The following is a 13,242-nucleotide window of genomic DNA, read 5'->3' as shown; positions in this document are numbered from 1 at the left end:
GATCGCGAAGGGCACGGTGATCGCCCGGCAGGTCCGGTCGCTGCTCGAGAAGCAGGTCGGGCAGCGCTCCGCGGGCGTCACGTGCCCGAAGCACGCGCGCAGGACGCCGGCGTCGTCGGTCCCCGTGACGGCCCAGCTGGGCGGCTCGTCGCGCCACCGCGACGCGAAGATCGCCCCGGAGCCGGCCCCGAGGGTGCGGACGACGTCGCCGTCGGGGCCCGTCAGGCCGATCCCCTTGCCGTCCTTGGTCGGGACGATCGGGATGCCGGTGATCGCCGCGCCGCGCTCGGAGAGCCCGATCGACGGGTCCTCGCGCAGCTCGGCCCAGGTGCCCACGGCGATCCGCGCGGACTCGGGGTTGTAGGAGCTGCGGACGAGGTTCATGACGGCGGGGATGCCGTACCGGACGAGGGCGTCGCGGACCATCAGGCAGGGCCGCGAGCGCTCCTGGCCGCACTCGACGCGGACGGGCCAGCGCTTGCCCTCCTGCCCGTGCAGGAACGGCTCCGGGAACGTCCCGACGACGCCGCGCGCGACGACCGGGCTCTTGGGCTGGAGGTCGAGCCAGATCGTGTCGCCCTCGCTGACCTTCGCGGTCTTCGCGGTCTCGAGCGTCGGCAGCTGCTGGAGGTTGACGTCCTCGCCCGTCGTCTTCAGGGCACCGGAGCGCAGCGGCGAGCCGTTGATCCAGAGCGTCCAGCGGCTGCCGTTCGTCGCGGCGTGCCCGTCGACGGACGTGACGTCGCCACGCGCGTCGACGGCGACCTTCGCGGCGCGCTGCAGGACCTCGAGCGCCGGGATGTCGTCGGAGGCCTTGACGGCGTCCTGGTCGACGAGGGTCTTCGCCCCGTCGCCGGTGGTCACGAGGACCCGCACGCCGGCGCCCTTCTCGTCCACCTGGCCGCAGCCGGCGATCCCGCCCACCGCCACCAGGACGGCGAGCAGCGTGCTCAGGCGCCGGACGCGGGACGGACGGGGCGACGACGTCGGCACGGCGACCGATTCTAGGAGCCTTCCGCGGCCCGCGCCCCGCCCCCACCGGGTCCCGCCGGGTCCCGGCCGCGCCGGTCGGCGGGCGGACGGGCGTCGGTAGGCTCGGCACATGACGGTCAACCTCACGCGCATCTACACCCGCACCGGGGACGCCGGCGAGACGCACCTCGGCGACATGAGCCGCGTGCGCAAGACCCACCCGCGGATCGAGGCCTACGGGGACATCGACGAGCTCAACAGCCAGCTGGGCGTCGTCGGGACGCTCGAGGACCTGCCCGAGCGCTTCCGCCCGTGGCTGGTCCGGATCCAGAACGACCTCTTCGACCTCGGCGCCGACCTCTCGGTGCCCCACGACACCGAGCACCAGCGCAAGGACCGGCTGCGGGCGACGCCGGAGCAGGTGACGTGGCTGGAGGAGCGCTGCGACGAGGTCAACGCCGAGCTGCAGCCGCTGCGGTCGTTCCTGCTGCCCGGCGGCGGGCCGGCCGCCGCGCACCTGCACGTGGCGCGGACGATCGCGCGCCGCAGCGAGCGCCGGGCGCTGGACGTGGAGGGCGCCAACCCCGAGGTCGTCAAGTACCTCAACCGGCTCTCGGACCTGCTGTTCATCCTCGCCCGCGCGTCGACGGTCGGCGACGAGCCGCTCTGGCAGCCCGGTGCCAGCCGCTGACGCACGGGCGGGCTTCAGCCGGGCCCGGCCCGCGCCGGGTCGTCGGTGGTCCGGTCGGCCGGCCCCGGCGAGCCGGCGACGTCGACCGCACCGGGGCCCTCGGCGCCGCCGGGCGTCCCCCGGTCCGGACGCGTCTCGGGCAGCGACGCCGTCAGCGCCACGAGCGTGAGCGCGAGGGCGACGAGGCCGCCGAGCACGACGACCGCGACGGTGTGGTCGCGGATCGTCCCGAGCAGGCCCTCCTTGTCCCGCATCGCCAGCGCGAGCGCCGTCAACGCGCCCAGCGCCAGCAGGAGCACCGGGCCGGCCAGGTGCCCCGGCCCCGTCGGTCGGCGGTCGACCGGCCGCACGACGGGACGGCGGCGCTGCCACTCCAGCACCAGGACCGCGGCGAGCGTCACCCAGAGGGCGGCGCAGAGGTAGCCGCCGAAGATGTCGGTCGGGTAGTGCGCCCCGACGGTGACCATCCCGATGCCGACCCCGAGCGCGCCCATCGCCCCGAGGACCGCGACCGTCGGCCGCATGCGGCGGGGCGCGATCAGCACGGCGAGCAGCGCGACGGTCATCGCGGCCGTGCTGTGGCCGGACGGCCAGGCGGCCTGACCGATCGTCTCGGCCGCGGCGACGTGGGGCCGCGGCATCGCGAGCAGCTGCTTGAGGCCCTGGGCCGTCAGCTCGCTGCAGAGCATCGTGACCGGCGCGACGAGCACCCAGCGCCAGCGACGGCGCACCGCCGCGACGAGCATCAGCGCCAGGCAGAACTGCAGGTACGACGACGGCGCGCCGAGCCGCGTCAGGGCCTCCCAGCCCTCCTGCGTGCCGGGAGTGTCGAGCGGGCGCAGCGCGGCGATCGTCCGCCCGTCGACGGTGTCGCCGAGCCCCGTGGGCCGCACGACGAGGCCGACGAACAGGAACAGCGCTCCCAGCACGAGCAGGGCCCGGGTGAGGCGGAGCTGGAGGAGCGAGCGGTCGACGACGGGGGGCAACGGACCGTGGACGCTAGGCCAGCGGGGCGTGCGGCGTGTCACCCTCGCGGGCGCCGGGGCCCGGACGGCGGGCGTTGCCCGTCCCGTGGGGCCGGACCCGGGCCGGTGCGGGACGGCCGGCGCGCCGTCGGGGCGCGCGCCGGCCGACGGGTCAGGCGACGGGCGGCAGGACCGACTCGATGCTGCCGACGATGTCCTCGTCCTGCGGGGTCGTCTTCGAGCTCCAGCGCTTGACGAGCCGGCCCTCGCCGTCGACGAGGTACTTCGTGAAGTTCCACGACGGCGGCGCCGACTCCGGCTGGCGGGCCAGGTCCTCCCACAGGGGGTGCGGGTCGGCGCGGACGGACATCTTCTCGGTCACGGGGAAGGTCACGCCGTAGTTGCGCTGACAGACCTCGCCGATCGCGTCGGCCTCGTCGTGCTCCTGGCCCGCGAAGTCCCCGGACGGGCAGCCGACGATCTCCAGGCCACGCTCGTGGTACTCCTCGTACAGCTTCTGGAGCCCCTCGAACTGCGGCGTGAACCCGCACTTGCTGGCGGTGTTGACGATCAGCGTCGGCTTGCCGTGGAGGCCGGCCAGGTCGAGCGACCCGCCCTCGAGCAGCCCGACGGAGTGCACGTAGACGTCCGTCGGGGCGTCGAGCTTCTTCGGTCGCTTCGTGTACATGCGGAGAGTCGAGACGATGCCCATGACCAGAATCTACGCCCCGGGCGAGCCGGTGGATTCGTCCGGGGCGCCGGTGGCGGCCGGGCTCCCGGGCCGGTGCCCCGCGCGCGGGGCGGCGGACGGCCGGTCGCCGGGATCCCCCGGTGTCCGCCGGCGTCCAGGGATCGGCATCGGCCGAACGGCCAGAGCGGTGGTGCGCTGCGAGGGCGGGCCGGGCCGACGGCCGACGGGACGACCATGGCCGAATCGACCCCTCCCGACCTCCCGGTGCCCGGCCTCGGGCCGGTGAGCGACGACGCTCGCCTCTCCCAGGCGCTTCACGCGCTCGCCGACCTGCGCACCGAGCTGCAGGACGCGCAGCGCACCCTCGCCGGCACGATCGCCCAGCTCGCCGCCATCGGCGGGCACCCGGACGACTTCGCGCCGCCCGGCGGGGCGTAGGCCCGCTCAGGAGCCCGAGGCCGACCCGGTCCCCGGGTCCGGCACCGGGCCGGAGTCCTCCGACCGTTGCGCCACCGGGGACGACGAGACGTCGCCCGCCAGCCGGTCGACGAGCTCGATCGCCTCGAGGATCCGCCGGCGGGCCTCCTCCAGGTGCCGCAGCGCGGCCGCCCCGCCGTCGGGGTCCGTCAGCGCCGCCTCGTCGATGCGGCGACGCAGGTCCCGCGCCGCCGTGGTCACGACGTCGATCTCCGCGGCCGGGACCGGCTGCGACGAGCGGTCGACGGCGAGTCGCTCGAGCTGGTCGAGGACCGAGATGGCCTTCTGGTGCAGCTCGTGCGGGGTGAGGGACCGGTCGGGCACGTCGGAAGGGGCCGCGGCCGGTGACGGGACGTCCGTCGCGCCCGGCGAAGCCGCAGGCGCGGCCATGCTAGCCCAGGGACCGGCCGTCGGACGGGCCGCACCGTGCACGCGGCGCGGGCCACCGGTGGTCTACGGAGCACACCTCGCGCGGGCCATCGGCGCGGCGCGTGCGGGCGGGTCAGCCCGCCAGCAGCCCGACGAGCACGAGGACGACGCCGAGGACTGTGAAGGCGTAGCCGAGCCAGCGCGCGAGGTCCTGCGGGACCTCCTGCGGCGCCCCGCCCTGGGCCCGCCGGGCCTGCTCGATCCGCTGCGCCCGCTCCTGCGTCCGGGTCGACAGGCCGCCGACGTCGAAGACGCGGGCCAAGCCGTAGAGGACGAGGAGGACGCCGACGATGGCGACGACGATCATGGCCGCAGCCTAGCGGGAGCGCGCCAGGGGAACCGGCCGTGCGGCCCGCTACTGCGACTGCTTCTCGTACGCGTCCCGGTTCGCCCGGGCGCGGTCCTCGGCCACGAGCACCGAGACGGTGTCGCCGCCCGGGGCGGCGTCGTCCGCGACCCAGCGGAGCAGGTCGTTCCCGCCGTAGGACACCCGGATCGTGACGGAGCCGTTGACCGCCGAGGACGAGACCTCTGCGACGCAGATCGCCGCACGGTCGCCGCTGGCGTTGCACTCGACGGACTTCACGTTCACGGTGTCGCCGTCGAGCTTCTCCCCCAGCCGCAGCGCGTACTCCGCCCGGACCCGCTGCTCGGCGAACCGCAGGTCCGGTCCGCCGGACCTGCCGCAGCCGGTGAGCAGGAGCGTGCCCAGCGCCACGGCGAGGAGTGGGCACGACAGTCGCATCATCGAAAGGTACGCCGTTAGCAGGAACGCGGATTCCCTTTCGGGGCGATCTCTGTGACGAGAATCCACAACTCCACGGCGCCCACAGCGGGGGCCGAGCACGGGTGTGACGGGCGAGGAAGCGCGCAGTATCCGCCCGCGCCGACGACCCCGGGAACGACGAAGCCCCCGCTTTCGCGAGGGCTTCGAGAGGTACCGCTACCGGGATTCGAACCCGGGTTTCCGCCGTGAGAGGGCGGCGTCCTAGTCCCCTGGACGATAGCGGCGCTGATGCCGTGCGTCGGTGACGCGCGGAGCGGATTTATACCATCTCCACGCGAAGACGTGTCGTGCGGTCGACGGGTCCGGCATCGAGGGGGAGCGGGCCGCCGTTCTGTGGAGGCTTGCGCTATGTTTCCCGCTCGCGATGCAGGTCGCGACGCCACGCGGATGTGGCGGAATTGGTAGACGCGCGGCGTTCAGGTCGCCGTGGGGGCAACCCCGTGGAGGTTCGAGTCCTCTCATCCGCACCTGCAGAAGGGCCCCGTCTCAGACGGGGCCCTTCGTCTTTCCGGGACCGGTCTCCGGCCTCCTGGCGCCCTCCCCTCCCGGACCGGCGACGGGCGGCAGTCGCCGCCCGCCGGCCTCCTCCCGCCCCGGCCTCCCCGACCGGCGACGGGTCGACCGTCGGCGTCCCGCCTCGTGCCGGCGGTCCTCACCGCGCCGTCCAGCGCCCCACGTTGAAGCCCGCGATCCCGTCGGGGCGCTCCAGCCGCGCCTCGATCGGGCGCCAGAGCGTCGCGCCGCCGCGGGCGCGCGGGATCCGCCAGAGCTGGTGCAGCGCGTCGGCGCTCAGGCCCTGGACGTAGTGGCGGTCGATCGGCTTGCCGACGGCGGCGCGGGCGACGACCGAGGCGCCGATCCGGCCGTCGGGGTTCGTGATCGAGAAGCCGAGGACCGCCGCGAGGCTGAGGAGCAGCACGATCCGGGGCGCGCGGCGGGACAGGGAGGCGCGCGCGCCCGCGAGCAGCACGACGACGAGGACCGCCGCGAGCCAGACGAGGACGGCCTGCCCGCCGTAGCGCACGCGGGTCAGGCCGTAGGCGTCCTCGACCAGGCCGAGACGCAGCTGCGCGCTCAGCAGGACGACGAGCGTGAGGACGCAGAGCGCGCCGAGCAGGCCACGCAGCAGCGGGTCGCGGTCGCGCGCCGCGACGCCGACCACCGCCAGCGTCAGGGCCGCGACGACCAGGAGCTGGAGGAAGCCCGCCCGGGCGTAGTCGCCGTAGCCCAGCCCACCGGTGGCGAGGACGTGGTCGTCGCCGCCGAACAGGATCGGCAGCTGGACGACGACGAACGCGGCGAACAGCACGACGAGGGCGCCCACCGCCATCCGCAGCTCGGTGCGGCCCGGGCGCAGACGGGGCTGCCGCCAGGGGCCGATCGCCGGCGCCGCGAGCCCCGCGCGGGCGATGGCTCCCGCGGCTGCGCACGCCGCGGCACCGAGGACGAGGCGCCAGGCGATCGCCCACGGGTCCTCCCCCACGTCGAAGAGCTCGCCGCCGGCCTCCGCGAACGCCGGGTCGGCCGAAGCGAAGAGTGCTCCGAAGCCCGCGACGAGCACCGCGGCCAGGCCCGCGCCGCGCGCGACCGGGGCCCAGTCCCGCGTCCGGGCGCCGCGCGTCCGGGCGCCGACGGCATCGACGACGAGTCCTCCCCCGCGCAGCAGGCGCAGCGGCGCCACGACGAGGCGGCCGAGCGCCGGCCAGCGCCCCGGGCTCGCGACGGCCCCGGCCCCGCCCACCAGCGCGGCGACGGTGCACGCGACCACGACCCAGCCGGCGTCGCGCAGCGTGGGCTGGAGCGCGAGCAGCACCGCGAGCCCCAGGACCGGCCGGTCGACGCGCGACGGGGCGGCGGCCACGCCGGCGGCGATCACGGCCAGCAGCGCGAGGCTGAGGGCCAGGCCGACGCGCTGCTCGGCGACGGCGCAGGCGGAGAGGGCCCCGGCCACCAGGGCCGGGATCAGGGCGTGCTTGGACACGGGGCGTCCTCCTCGGACGGGATGGGTTCTGCGGACGGACGCCGGCCGTCCTCGCGGGGACGCGCGTCCGGGTGCCGGTGGCGGCGCCCTCGTCGGAAGGACGCCGTGGAGCCAGTGGGTGCCGCCCTCACCGGAGGGACGCCAGGCGGAGTCGGCTGGTGGCGGGCCGGGAGCCCCGGGCTCAGGGCAGCTCGAGCACGATCCGGCAGCCGTGGGGCTCGACCGGCTCGGCGCGCACGACGCCGCCGTGCAGCTCGACGATCGAGCGGCAGATCGCGAGGCCCAGGCCGGAGCCTGTCGTCGTCCGCGAGCGGTCCCCGCGGGCGAAGCGGTCGAAGACCCGCTCGTGGTCGCCGGGCGCGAGGCCCGGACCGTGGTCCTCGACCTCGATCCGGGTCCCGCCCTCCGGCGTCCCCCGCGCGCGGATCAGGACCGCCGAACCGGGCGCGTGCCGGCGGACGTTCTCCACGAGGTTGTCGAGGACCTGGCGCAGCCGGTCGGGATCGGCGTCGACGACGAAGTCGTCGGGGGCGTCGAGCACGACCGCCGCGACGTGCGCCCCGCCGGCTGGATCGGCGGACGCCGGCGGCCCGTCGCCCGGCCGTGCGGCGTGAAAGGCGCGCGCTTCGTCGACGAGCTCCGCCAGCACCACCGGCCGGCGGCGCAGCGTCGCCGCGCCCGCCTCCAGTCGCGAGAGGTCCAGCAGCCGGTCGGTGAGCGCGCCGAGCCGGTGCACCTGGTCCAGCAGCGCGGCCGGGTCGGCGGCCTCGACGCCGTCGACGTCGTTCTCGAGCACCGCCCGCAGCGCGCTGATCGGGGTTCGCAGCTCGTGGGCGGCGTCGGCGACGAGGTCGATCCGCAGGCGGTCCGTCTGCTCGAGCTCGGCCGCCATCCGGTTGAACGCGTGGCCGAGCTGCGCGACCTCGTCACGACCGGTCACATCGACCCGGACCCCGTGCTCGCCGGCGGCGACCCGGGCCGCCGCGCGGTCGAGCTGCCGCAGCGGGGAGATCGTGCCGCGCGCGACGACGTGGACCGCGCCGAGCGAGAACAGGAGCCCCGCCAGGGCCGCGAGCCGCAGCCGCAGGCCGAGGACGTCGGCGACGGACATCGTCACGAGCGTCACGCCGATCGCCAGCACGATCAGGAGCCCGAGGCGGATCCGCAGCGACGGGAGCCGGTCCAGCGCCGCGGCCAGCGGCGAGCGGGTCACGCCCGGTCCCCCAGCGCGTAGCCGTGGCCCGGGACCGTCCGCACCACGTCGGCGCCGAGCTTGCGGCGCAGCGCGGCGACGTGGGAGTCGACCGTGCGGGTCGATCCTCCGGTGCGCCACTCCCACACCTCGGCGAGGAGCTCGTCGCGCGAGAACGCCCGGCCTGGTCGCCCGGCGAGCGTCGCCAGCAGGTCGAGCTCGGTCGGGGTCAGCGGCACCTCGACGCCGTCGCGCAGCAGGCGCCGCCCGTCGAGGTCCAGGACGTCGCGGCCCAGCGCGATCCGCGACGGGGCGGGCTCCTCGGCCGCCCGGGCCGTCCGGCGCAGGACCGCGTGGATCCGCGCGACCAGCTCGCGGGGGCTGAACGGCTTGGTGACGTAGTCGTCCGCGCCGATCCCGAGGCCCACGAGGACGTCCGCCTCGGCGTCCCGCGCGGTCAGGAAGAGGACCGGCACCGGCCGCTCGGCCTGGATCCGCCGGCAGGCCTCGATGCCGTCGAAGCCCGGCAGCATCCAGTCGAGCACCACGAGGTCCGGCGCGACGCGGGCGCAGAGCGCGACGCCGTCCGGGCCGGTCGCCGCCGTCTCGACGGCGAAGCCCTCCGAGCGCAGCCGCGACGCGACGGCGCCGACGATCGTCGCCTCGTCCTCCACCACCACGATCGTCCGCCGGCTCATCCGGGGCGATGCTACGGGTGACCCCGTGCCCGCCGTGTGGGGTCGATGTGCGGATCCGGTGCAGACGCCCCGCGTCGTCCGCACCCGCGGCACGGACCGCGACGCCCGTGCCCGCCACGGCGCGTCCGCGCGCCGCCGACGCCCGGGCCCGCCGATGACGGGCTCAGCCGCCGGCGAGCACCACGTCGAAGCCCTCGCCGCGGAGGACCTCGACGACCACGTCGCGGTGGTCGCCCTGCAGCTCGATCACGCCGGCCTTGGCGGAGCCGCCGACGCCGCAGCGCTTCTTCAGGCGGCCGGCGAGCTCGCGCAGGCCGTCGTCGTCCAGCGGGACGTTGGTGACCGTGGTGGCGGTCTTGCCCCGGCGGCCGGCGGTCTCGCGACGGACCTTCACCCGCGAGCCCGACTCCGGGGCCGCCGACGACGGCCGGGCCGGGCCGCCCCGCCCCTTCTTCCCGCCCGCGCGACCGCCACCCGGCCCGTCGCGCCGGCGCGTGTCGCCCCCGTCGCTGGACCACACGAGGTCCTCTTCGCGTCGCGGGATCCGGGCCATGCCCGCAACGCTAGTGCACGGGGCGGCGCGGTCGGGCGACGGCGGGCGGGACCTTCCGGTCCGTCTGTGATGATCGGAGCGATGCCGAGTCCCCGCGACGACGACGAGCGCAGCGGGTACGGCACGCGTCGCGGCTGGCGCGCGCCGAAGGGGGCCGGCGGCCAGGGCCGCCGGCGTCACCGGGCCCCCGCGCCGCGCCCCCCACTGCCGGCCGACGGCGCGACCGACGCCCCCGACCCGGCCGGATCCGCGGCCCGCATCGCCCGCCTCGCGGCGCTCGGGAACGACGACGCCGCCGCCCTGGACGCCGAGGGGCTCCCCGCCCCGGGTGCGCCAGACGTGCTGCCGGCGGGCCTCCGGGCGCTCGGCGCCCTGGTGCGCCAGGCGCGGGAGACCGCCGACGCCGCCGACGACCGCGCCGACCAGACCGCGGAGCGCCGCACCCGCGACGCGAGCCGCGCCCAGCGGCGGATCGAGCGCGCCGAGGAGCGCGAGGCGCGCCAGGCCGCGAAGGCCGCCCACGAGCAGGGCGAGCGCCAGCGCCTGTCCGGCGAGCTCGAGCGCGCGCACGCGCGGCTGACCCAGGTCGCCGCCGAGCGCGACCGCCTGCGCGAGCTCGCCGAGGGCGAGGGCCGGCAGGAGTCCGGCCACGACGACGCCCAGGTCGCCGGGCTGCTGGCCCGCGTCGCGGACCTCGAGAGCCAGCTCGTCGACCGCGCCGTCGCGCTGGAGGAGCTCACGGACGCGCGCGAGGCCGCCGAGGCCGAGCGCGAGCACCTGCGCGGCGCCGCACGGCGGCTGCGGCGCCTGGCGCTCGAGGCCGGGAGCGCCGACGTCGACCTCGTCGACCCCGACGACCACGGGCCGCTCGCCGTCGACGACCTGCCGTACGTCCGCACCGTCCTGCAGGCGGTCGAGCTCGCCGCGGCGCACGCCGAGCACCTCGTCTACACCGACCGGGCGTTCTCGTCCGCGCGGACGGCGCCGTACGACGAGCCGCGCAAGCTCCTGCGCGACCTGGTCGCCCTGGACCGCGTCGCCGCGGCGTGGGCCGTGGAGGGCGGCGTCGGCCGGCCGATCCGCGACGTCGCGCTGGCGCAGCAGCTCGACTGGGCCGACGACGTCTCGGCCACCGCCCGCAACCAGAACGCCCGCGAGTACCGCTTCACGCACCAGGGCCGGCCGCTCTGGGCGGGGCCGCACGTGCGGGTCGCCACCGGCCGGGGCCTGCAGCGCACGTGCCGGATCTACCTGGCGCTCGTGAAGGGCGGGGAGCCGGACCTCGCGGGGCTGCCGCGCGGCGTGTACGTGGGGCCCGTCGGCCGCCACCTGAGCGATTCGACGAGCGGGTGACGACGAGCGTCCCGCTGTCCGGGCTGCACGCGGGCTGGGCGGCGTCAGCCCCCGCGCGCCGCCCGCCGCAGCGCGATGTTGCGCCGCGCGGCCTCGCGCCACGGGATCGGGACCGCACCCAGGGCGATCGCGCGGTCGCGGCCCTCGCGGGTGAGGTCGTAGTGGTCGTGCCAAGGCCGGCCGGGCTTGGACTGGAACCACACGCGGCGCAGGCCGAGCCGGTCGGCGAAGGCGTGCAGCTCCTCGGTGGAGTCCGCCTGCAGGTGGCCTCCCCCGCTCCAGCGGCCCCATTCGCCCTCGACGAAGCCGTCGTCCACCCTGACCGTCACGGCCCGGGATCATGACGGCCGCCGGGCGGGGACACCTGGCGACGGTGCGGCCCGACGACGGCCGGTCAGATCACCGGACGCGACGGTCCATCAGTCGCAACGTCCCGCGGGGCGGTCGGCGCGCGCCGCCCGCCCCGTCGGCGCTCAGCGGACGTGCAGCGCGATCCGCGACGACGTGCCCGTCGCGACCACGTAGCGGCCCTTGCGCACGGCGGAGCGCGGGCGGAGCGTCACGCGGCCGTGCGACAGGCGCGCGGTCGCGACCGTCCTCCCGGCGCGGGTCAGGCGGATGCGGGTGCCGGCCTTGGCGGCCGACCCCGTGACCTTGCAGGTCACGCGACGACCGGACGAGGTCACCTTGCAGCTGACCTTCACGCGGCCGGCCGGCCCGCGGGCCCCGGTCGCGCCCTTGGCGCCCTGGTCGCCCTTGGCCCCGGCCGCGCCGGCGTCACCCTTCGTGCCCGGAGCGCCGGCGGCGCCGGTGTCGCCCTTGGCGCCCGCCGCCCCGGCAGCGCCGGCATCACCCTTGGGACCCGCCGCCCCGGCGTCGCCCTTCGGCCCGGTCGAGCCCGTCTGCGCGGCCTGGACCGGTGCGACGACGTCGCTGTCGACGACCGTCGACCCCGCGGAGGACGTCCACGTCACCCGGCAGACGAGCGGCCGGCCGACGTCGGCGGCGGTCACCGGGTAGGTCGTCCCCGTCGCGCCGGCGACCGCCTGCCCGCCGCGGATCCACTGGCGCGAGACGCCGTCGCCGTTGGTGGCCACGCCGTCCGCGCAGGTCAGCGTCGAGCCGACGACCGGCGTGCCGGTGATCGACGGCGCGGTCGTGACGATCGGGCGCAGCGTGAAGCGCCACAGCTCCGTCGTCTTGCCGCTGGCGGTCACGCGGAACGGCGGGTCGGTGGGGCCCGCGGTCCCCGGGTCCGTGGCCTGGTCGAAGCCGAAGTCGTTGTCGTCCTGGACGGCGATGTCGCCGTCGGGGAAGACGCCGATGCCCTCCGGCTTGTCGTGGTCGTAGCCGGCGGCCGTGAGGTTGAGCTCGAGCGTCTTGGTCACGGGCGTCACGCCGGCGGCGTTGCCGGACTCCAGCGTCGTGGCCTCGCCGTTCTGCGCGGCGTCGGCCGCGAGGTTCGTCGCGCCGGCCAGGTCGATGCGGTAGATCCGCTTGTAGCCCTTGGCCGGGTCCGACGTGATGTTGTCGTGCTCGTCGACGAGCAGGTGCGTGGCGTCCAGGGCGGCGATGTCCGAGTTGGAGATGTCGCCCTGCTTGGTGACCGAGCCGTCGGTGACCACCGTGTAGGCGTCCAGGCGGTAGACGAACTCGCCGGTCAGCTTCGGGCTGGTCGGGTCCGTGACGTCGAAGCGCACGAGCCGCAGCGTGCGCTCGTCACCCTTGCCCGTGACCGTCTCCAGCGACGACTGCATCAGGCCGAACAGCGTGCGGCCGTCCTTGGAGAGCGTCGCGCCCTCCATGCCGCGGTTCTGCTTGCGGAAGACGAACGCCCGCGGGAGGACGTCGTAGGTCGGGACGACGGCGTCGTCGGCCGCGGGGTACTTCGCGGCGTCCGTCGCGTCCGCGGCGACGTGCACGCCGGACGGCACGATGCGGCCGATGTACGTGCCGTCCGCCGCGACGTGCGCGATCGACGGGCGGTACTCGTCGCCGATCCAGAAGCTGCCGTCGCGCGGGTCGACGGAGATCGACTCGGAGTCGAGCCCGTACGGGTCCGACGGCAGCGTCGTGGTGCCGTCCGCGGCGTACGGGACCTCGTCCTGGGCGGCCGTGATCTTGTAGGTCGCGCCGGCGGTCGCCGGCAGTCCCGAGCCCGTGCCCTGCGAGTTCGTGACGATCTGCGGCAGGCCCGTGATCTGGTTCTGCGGGCCAGCGACCATGGCCTTCGCCGGGTCCGCGTTCGCCTTCAGCCACGCCTGCGCCGGGTTGACCGCGCCGGCCTTCAGCTTGATCGGGATCCGCTGGAGGACCTTCAGGCCGCCTCCGGCCTCGATGCGCACGCGGTAGATCGTGGGCGTGATGGTCGGCCGTCACGACGCGCGCTCCACGTCGACCGACACCGCGACGCCGTCGTGGAGGCCCCCGCCAGACGCGTTCCGGCCCCGGGC

General features: G+C 76.2%; 15 protein-coding genes and 2 tRNA genes. 4 read left to right on the top strand and 13 right to left on the bottom strand.

Annotated elements, in window-relative coordinates:
- Nucleotides 1-993 (bottom strand): hypothetical protein (locus AB0L40_RS21925; RefSeq protein WP_364359668.1); only part of this gene is annotated, 993 nt, incomplete at its 3' end.
- A gap of 109 nt (nucleotides 994-1,102) precedes the next feature.
- Between AB0L40_RS21925 and AB0L40_RS21920 the strand changes: the two genes are divergently transcribed.
- Entirely contained in the window at nucleotides 1,103-1,663 is a 561-nt protein-coding gene (locus tag AB0L40_RS21920; protein WP_364359665.1) for a cob(I)yrinic acid a,c-diamide adenosyltransferase, read from the top strand.
- Nucleotides 1,664-1,677: 14 nt separating this feature from the next.
- On the opposite strand, the gene AB0L40_RS21915 is transcribed toward AB0L40_RS21920, so the two are convergent.
- On the bottom strand, nucleotides 1,678-2,649 hold the full coding sequence (locus tag AB0L40_RS21915; protein ID WP_364359662.1) for a phosphatase PAP2 family protein: 972 nt from the start codon (nucleotides 2,647-2,649) through the stop codon (nucleotides 1,678-1,680).
- Between the two features lie 151 nt (nucleotides 2,650-2,800).
- Nucleotides 2,801-3,340: a glutathione peroxidase gene (locus AB0L40_RS21910; protein ID WP_364359659.1), complete on the bottom strand. Its 540-nt coding sequence runs from the start codon at nucleotides 3,338-3,340 to the stop codon at nucleotides 2,801-2,803.
- A gap of 213 nt (nucleotides 3,341-3,553) precedes the next feature.
- On the opposite strand from AB0L40_RS21910, the gene AB0L40_RS21905 reads away from it, so the two are divergent.
- Nucleotides 3,554-3,757, top strand: coding sequence for a hypothetical protein (locus AB0L40_RS21905; RefSeq protein WP_364359656.1), 204 nt, complete (start codon nucleotides 3,554-3,556; stop codon nucleotides 3,755-3,757).
- A 6-nt stretch (nucleotides 3,758-3,763) separates the two neighbouring features.
- Here the strand turns inward: AB0L40_RS21905 and AB0L40_RS21900 are convergent, their stop codons facing one another.
- From AB0L40_RS21900 to AB0L40_RS21885, 4 genes are all read right to left on the bottom strand, one after another.
- Complete coding sequence (locus tag AB0L40_RS21900) at nucleotides 3,764-4,120, bottom strand: hypothetical protein (RefSeq protein WP_364359654.1); 357 nt, start codon at nucleotides 4,118-4,120, stop codon at nucleotides 3,764-3,766.
- A gap of 178 nt (nucleotides 4,121-4,298) precedes the next feature.
- Entirely contained in the window at nucleotides 4,299-4,532 is a 234-nt protein-coding gene (locus tag AB0L40_RS21895) for a hypothetical protein (RefSeq protein WP_364359651.1), read from the bottom strand.
- Between the two features lie 48 nt (nucleotides 4,533-4,580).
- On the bottom strand, nucleotides 4,581-4,970 hold the full coding sequence (locus tag AB0L40_RS21890) for a hypothetical protein (RefSeq protein WP_364359648.1): 390 nt from the start codon (nucleotides 4,968-4,970) through the stop codon (nucleotides 4,581-4,583).
- 193 nt (nucleotides 4,971-5,163) lie between these two features.
- Nucleotides 5,164-5,236, bottom strand: a tRNA-Glu gene (locus tag AB0L40_RS21885).
- A 159-nt stretch (nucleotides 5,237-5,395) separates the two neighbouring features.
- Here AB0L40_RS21885 and AB0L40_RS21880 point away from each other — a divergent pair.
- Nucleotides 5,396-5,479, top strand: a tRNA-Leu gene (locus tag AB0L40_RS21880).
- 185 nt (nucleotides 5,480-5,664) lie between these two features.
- Here the strand turns inward: AB0L40_RS21880 and AB0L40_RS21875 are convergent.
- From AB0L40_RS21875 to AB0L40_RS21860, 4 genes are all read right to left on the bottom strand, one after another.
- On the bottom strand, nucleotides 5,665-6,993 hold the full coding sequence (locus tag AB0L40_RS21875) for a DUF4153 domain-containing protein (RefSeq protein WP_364359645.1): 1,329 nt from the start codon (nucleotides 6,991-6,993) through the stop codon (nucleotides 5,665-5,667).
- 181 nt (nucleotides 6,994-7,174) lie between these two features.
- Nucleotides 7,175-8,206: an ATP-binding protein gene (locus AB0L40_RS21870; protein ID WP_364359642.1), complete on the bottom strand. Its 1,032-nt coding sequence runs from the start codon at nucleotides 8,204-8,206 to the stop codon at nucleotides 7,175-7,177.
- Nucleotides 8,203-8,883, bottom strand: a complete 681-nt coding sequence (locus tag AB0L40_RS21865) for a response regulator transcription factor (protein WP_364359639.1) — start codon at nucleotides 8,881-8,883, stop codon at nucleotides 8,203-8,205. Before AB0L40_RS21865 ends, AB0L40_RS21870 begins: the two co-directional genes overlap by 4 nt.
- A 163-nt stretch (nucleotides 8,884-9,046) precedes the next feature.
- On the bottom strand, nucleotides 9,047-9,436 hold the full coding sequence (locus AB0L40_RS21860; protein WP_364359636.1) for a stress response translation initiation inhibitor YciH: 390 nt from the start codon (nucleotides 9,434-9,436) through the stop codon (nucleotides 9,047-9,049).
- Between the two features lie 81 nt (nucleotides 9,437-9,517).
- On the opposite strand from AB0L40_RS21860, the gene AB0L40_RS21855 reads away from it, so the two are divergent.
- A complete protein-coding gene (locus AB0L40_RS21855; RefSeq protein ID WP_364359633.1) occupies nucleotides 9,518-10,789 on the top strand; it encodes a hypothetical protein in 1,272 nt (423 codons plus the stop codon).
- A 44-nt stretch (nucleotides 10,790-10,833) separates the two neighbouring features.
- On the opposite strand, the gene AB0L40_RS21850 is transcribed toward AB0L40_RS21855, so the two are convergent.
- Nucleotides 10,834-11,118, bottom strand: a complete 285-nt coding sequence (locus tag AB0L40_RS21850) for a DUF4031 domain-containing protein (RefSeq protein ID WP_364359630.1) — start codon at nucleotides 11,116-11,118, stop codon at nucleotides 10,834-10,836.
- Nucleotides 11,119-11,262: 144 nt separating this feature from the next.
- Nucleotides 11,263-13,134, bottom strand: coding sequence for an esterase-like activity of phytase family protein (locus AB0L40_RS21845; RefSeq protein ID WP_364359627.1), 1,872 nt, complete (start codon nucleotides 13,132-13,134; stop codon nucleotides 11,263-11,265).
- Between the last annotated feature and the right edge of the window lie 108 nt (nucleotides 13,135-13,242).

This window comes from Patulibacter sp. NPDC049589 (genome assembly GCF_040675535.1).
Lineage (GTDB): Bacteria > Actinomycetota > Thermoleophilia > Solirubrobacterales > Solirubrobacteraceae > Patulibacter.
This window is presented reverse-complemented; position numbering and strand designations above follow the sequence as displayed.

Bases quoted from the DNA above. Each gene is read 5' to 3' on its own strand.
- AB0L40_RS21910 (WP_364359659.1), bottom strand. From the start codon at position 3,340: ATGGGCATCGTCTCGACTCTCCGCATGTACACGAAGCGACCGAAGAAG.
- AB0L40_RS21905 (WP_364359656.1), top strand. From the start codon at position 3,554: ATGGCCGAATCGACCCCTCCCGACCTCCCGGTGCCCGGCCTCGGGCCG.
- AB0L40_RS21895 (WP_364359651.1), bottom strand. From the start codon at position 4,532: ATGATCGTCGTCGCCATCGTCGGCGTCCTCCTCGTCCTCTACGGCTTG.
- AB0L40_RS21920 (WP_364359665.1), top strand. From the start codon at position 1,103: ATGACGGTCAACCTCACGCGCATCTACACCCGCACCGGGGACGCCGGC.
- AB0L40_RS21890 (WP_364359648.1), bottom strand. From the start codon at position 4,970: ATGCGACTGTCGTGCCCACTCCTCGCCGTGGCGCTGGGCACGCTCCTG.
- AB0L40_RS21860 (WP_364359636.1), bottom strand. From the start codon at position 9,436: ATGGCCCGGATCCCGCGACGCGAAGAGGACCTCGTGTGGTCCAGCGAC.
- AB0L40_RS21855 (WP_364359633.1), top strand. From the start codon at position 9,518: ATGCCGAGTCCCCGCGACGACGACGAGCGCAGCGGGTACGGCACGCGT.
- AB0L40_RS21865 (WP_364359639.1), bottom strand. From the start codon at position 8,883: ATGAGCCGGCGGACGATCGTGGTGGTGGAGGACGAGGCGACGATCGTC.